The following is a 4,367-nucleotide window of genomic DNA, read 5'->3' as shown; positions in this document are numbered from 1 at the left end:
AGTTAAACTATTAAAAAAAACAGTAATAGACAACTGAATAAAGTGAAAAGGAAATGATACTCTAGTTTCAGCTAAATCTCTTTTTAATAGGTTTTTACCCACAAAAAAGATGAACACTTAAAAGAGGAAAAAGGAGTTTTTCCCCTCTATATTGAACCGGTTAGAGAACCTTTTAATTTTTCTACAAATTTTAGATGATGATAGAGAAGTAGTTTAAAAAAATAATAGGGGTAGATTTGCAAGGAGTCTATTCCTAAAAGAAAGGAGGGAGCTCCTTTAAATTTATGGAGTTGTGAATCCAAAGACTTTTTCTTCCAAAAAGCTCAAGAAACCTATTGAAGCTTGAGATTTATCACCAAGAGGAAAGAAGTGGAAAGGGCATTTTAATCACTTTTGCGTAAATATTTTAAGGAATCCTTAAGGGAGAAATTAAGTATTCACCTTCACTTTTTTGGTTTTCCTCTCATTCCAATTCAAATAAAAAGATTCAAATAGAGTGGCAGAGAACACTAAGAGGCCACCAAAAACTAATGGCAAGGTGATGACCTCATCCAATATCACATGGGCAAGTAGCATGGCATACACCACCATCAAACCTAAGATGATACTAACGGTTTTTGCTTTTACCGTCTTCAAGGAATAAATAATCAATGAATGGGGAATTACGGTGCAAACCAAACTCAAGATGAATAATAGTCCTATTTCATTTGAAGATATTTTTAAGGGTTCAAATTCCATAAATGGAATTGAAATGAATGCTGTTACCAACAATTGGTAACATAAGATGGACAAGGCTGAATATTTTTGGAGGTAATACTTTTGCACTAAATTTCTAAAAGCATAAAAAAAGGCGGAAATCAGACCTAATCCAATTCCTGCCAGCATTCCATTTTCTAGGGTGAAACCCTCCTCAGAAACCATTATCAATACGCCGGTAAAAACTAAAAAAGCCGTTAACACATCTTTCATTCTTACCTTTTCTTTTGTGAATAAGGTTTCTGCAAAGGCCGTAATAACCGGAAAAGTAAATAGGGCAACTATTCCAATGGATACAGTTGAGGCTTGAATGGATGAAAAATAGGTGAGGAGGTGGCCCCCAAACAGGATGCCAGACAAAAGAATAATTAAAAGATCTTTTACTGCATGGACCTTAAAGCTATTCCGGGAAAAGAAAAAAATGGTAACAGCTAACAATAAAAAAGATAGCAAACTTCTTGAAAAAATAATGGTAGCAGCCGGCCATTCAATTAATTTGGAAAATAGCCCCGAACCTCCCAAAAGAAGGGCTGCTAAATGTAATAATAAAATTCCCCGGTTTTTCATGAATTATGCTAAGTGACTAAGGATTACGAGATTGATAGGTTATGGGAAAAAGGTGAAATTGAAATCCGAAAAAGTTAGATTATTCAAAACTGCCAGATGACCCTATAATCTTCGCAATAATATATTTATTGAAAAAGTACTTCCAAATAGACTGTAAAAATAGGATGTTTTTGTCTTAAACTGTCCGCAGGTTTCTGTTTTTAATTTAAAAAATAATACTATTCCCATGTTGGGTTTTAAATTAAGCCTTCTCATTCAAATTGTTAATAAAAATAGCATCGGCCAATAGATCAGCAGCTTGGGGTGATTTTCGAAACCATAATTCAGGTTCGATCAACTCCAATTCTGAGACACACAATTCTCCCATATTATCCCAAATTACATCTACCCGAGCATAGGTTGGAGTTGGTTCACACATACTTACCACTTTTTCAACAAATTGAATTTCTTCCTCTGAAGCTTTGTATTCATGAACTGTTCCACCAAAATCATCTTGAACCCTAAAATCTCCCGATTTAGCTTTCTTTAAAACGGCATGACTGTATTTTCCTCCAAAAACCATGAATGCGACTTCTCCCTTGGTCACTACTTGCTGTTGAAATTCTTGCAATAGCATCGTTTCATTGGTGATTAACTCCTTGAATATACCCTCATGCTCCTCAATATTTTCCTCATTTAAGCGGTATGTGTGTCTTGCAGCACCTGAAATGGCCGGTTTAAGGATGCTTTCCTTCCAACCGGAGCTCTTGACTATTTCAAATAAGGAACGACTTTCTCCAGGTTCTAAAAAAATAGTGGGAGGGATGTTGATGCCGCTTTTCGCCAAATCATTTAAATAATGTTTGTCCATGTTCCACTTTATGGTCTTTAAAGGGTTTATCAACTTAGTTTGTTTACTCACCCCTGAAAGCCATTGGGTGAATTCCTCAAATCGATCGAAATAGTCCCAGGTGGTTCGGAAAAGAATGTGGTGGGTTTCTTCCCAGTCGAATTCTGGGTTATCCCAATTGGTACGGCCTACTTTTAAACCTCTCTTTTCAAGGGCATCTTTCACCAGCTTATCTTCATCCAAAATGTTTTGAACATAACAATCAATTTCCTTAGGTTGGACGTATCGGGAATCTGTTAAAATGATGAGGTCAAACTTTGGCATGGCTATTTTTGGGATAAGAGATTGAAAAATTTGCTAGGTACAACCTTTAGCAGTTTTATGGCCTAGCTTAAGCATCAAATATACCGATATCCCTGAGAAGCTGCAAATTGCTTCCTTAATATGGGAATAGAAGATGGGCATTAGAAAGCAATTCTTTAACTTTTTGGACTGATGTCAGCCAGGGCCTTAAGTAAATTGGCTTGATTGATTTGACCTTTGCAATTTCCTTCTTTGTCAATTACAAGAAGGTTTTGAAAATTTCCATTGGCCATGATATCCAGAATTTCTAGAAGGTTATTATTTTCTTTTACTGTCTGCGTGGGATATGATAAAATATCCTGAACCATTAGTTGAGAATCCTGGACTTGGAGTAAATCCTCCTTTTTCACTTGACCCATTAATTTTCTTTTGTCCTCTCCTTTCAATTCATAAACAAAAAGTTCATTCAGGTTTTCCTTTTCCATTAAATTTAGGGCTTCGCTGATCTGCAAGTTAGCCGGAATCAGTTCGTTTGTAGGACTCATTAGGTTTTTGGCCAGCACATTTTCCGGATTGCGCCACAATTGCCCCTGACCAATAAATCTTTTGACAAATTCATTTTTTGGAAGATGTAGTATCTCATCAGGAGTACCATATTGCAAGATTTTTCCCTCTTTCATGATGGCGATTTTATCCGCCAATTTAAGGGCTTCATCCATATCGTGAGTGACAAAAACGATGGTTTTATGAAGTTCTTCCTGAATTCTCAAAATTTCCTCTTGTAGTTGTTTGCGAGAAATGGGATCAATTGCACTAAAAGGTTCATCCATAAGGATGATCTCTGGATCAGCTGCCAGGGCTCTGGCCACACCCACACGTTGCTGTTGCCCTCCACTTAATTCATTTGGAAGTCGATGGTAATAATCCTTTGCAGGCAACCCAATCATATCCAGGAGTTCTTCGGCCCTTTTTTTACGCTTCTTTTGAGGCCACTTTTTTAGGTATGGGACTAACTCAATATTTTTGCCTACACTGATATGAGGAAATAAACCTACTTTTTGAAATACATATCCTATGTTACGCCTCAATTCGACTTCAGGTTTATCCTGTATGTTTTTCCCGTTTATCCGAATTTCTCCTGTGCTGGGTTTTTGTAACAGGTTGATCATTTTTAAGGTAGTGGTTTTCCCGCATCCACTTCTACCGATGAGGCATACAATTTCCCCCTTCTGAATGACCAGGTTAAGGTCATCTACTACCTGTTTCTTTCCGTCAAACGTCTTCCCGACATGCTTTAATTCTATCATATCTCCCAATGTATACGCTTCTAAAATAGAAAAAGAAAAATCGAATATGAAAAATTGTTTTTAAGCCCATAATCCTATGGTGGTAATTTGCTAAGAATTTGAAAGGGAAAAGGAAATTTTGCAATAAAATTTAGGGTTAGGAAAAGTTTGCCAAAGGGGCGTGGGTAGATACCATATGCTGAAGAGCAAGTATCAGTTAAGCATGCTTATATACAGGTCGGATAAATTAACTTATTTGTCCTTTTGGTCATTAAAAAGATAGGATTAAGTGATAAGTAAAGAATAGAGGTGGGGCTGTTTCAGTGATTTTGTAGAGGATTCCTTCGAATAGGTTCATCAAATATCCTCAAAATATAATAGGGTAAAATATTTGAAAAACTTAACTAGGAAAATTAAGCTTACTTTTTGTTGAACCAGCTATTAAACAATTATTTAACATTTAATTCTAAATTTATTTAGATTTTTGGTAAATATTGTGTTTTAGTTATTTAAATATATTGCACTTTTATTTTAATTTTTGTTACTTATTTATTTATACTTTACCTGATAATATGGGTTTCTAAATAAGAAACTAGATTTTTATTTTAAATAAAATCGGAAATAAT

General features: G+C 35.4%; 3 protein-coding genes. All 3 read right to left on the bottom strand.

Going from position 1 to position 4,367, the window contains the following annotated elements; genetic code table 11:
• Nucleotides 1-429: 429 nt before the first annotated feature.
• Nucleotides 430-1,323 (bottom strand): DMT family transporter, encoded by an 894-nt coding sequence (locus tag E1171_RS06305; protein WP_155205166.1) that lies wholly within the window; start codon nucleotides 1,321-1,323, stop codon nucleotides 430-432.
• A 241-nt stretch (nucleotides 1,324-1,564) separates the two neighbouring features.
• Nucleotides 1,565-2,476 carry an ATP-grasp domain-containing protein gene (locus tag E1171_RS06300; RefSeq protein ID WP_155205165.1) on the bottom strand — a complete coding sequence of 304 codons (912 nt, stop codon included), beginning with the start codon at nucleotides 2,474-2,476 and terminating at the stop codon, nucleotides 1,565-1,567.
• A 155-nt stretch (nucleotides 2,477-2,631) separates the two neighbouring features.
• Nucleotides 2,632-3,762 (bottom strand): betaine/proline/choline family ABC transporter ATP-binding protein, encoded by a 1,131-nt coding sequence (locus E1171_RS06295; RefSeq protein ID WP_155205164.1) that lies wholly within the window; start codon nucleotides 3,760-3,762, stop codon nucleotides 2,632-2,634.
• Nucleotides 3,763-4,367: the final 605 nt, after the last annotated feature.

The organism is Xanthovirga aplysinae (assembly GCF_009711365.1).
Lineage (GTDB): Bacteria > Bacteroidota > Bacteroidia > Cytophagales > Cyclobacteriaceae > Xanthovirga > Xanthovirga aplysinae.
The sequence above is the reverse complement of the archived record's forward strand: the minus strand, read 5'-3'. Positions and strand labels throughout refer to the sequence as shown.

Bases quoted from the DNA above. Each gene is read 5' to 3' on its own strand.
- E1171_RS06305 (WP_155205166.1), bottom strand. From the start codon at position 1,323: ATGAAAAACCGGGGAATTTTATTATTACATTTAGCAGCCCTTCTTTTG.
- E1171_RS06295 (WP_155205164.1), bottom strand. From the start codon at position 3,762: ATGATAGAATTAAAGCATGTCGGGAAGACGTTTGACGGAAAGAAACAG.
- E1171_RS06300 (WP_155205165.1), bottom strand. From the start codon at position 2,476: ATGCCAAAGTTTGACCTCATCATTTTAACAGATTCCCGATACGTCCAA.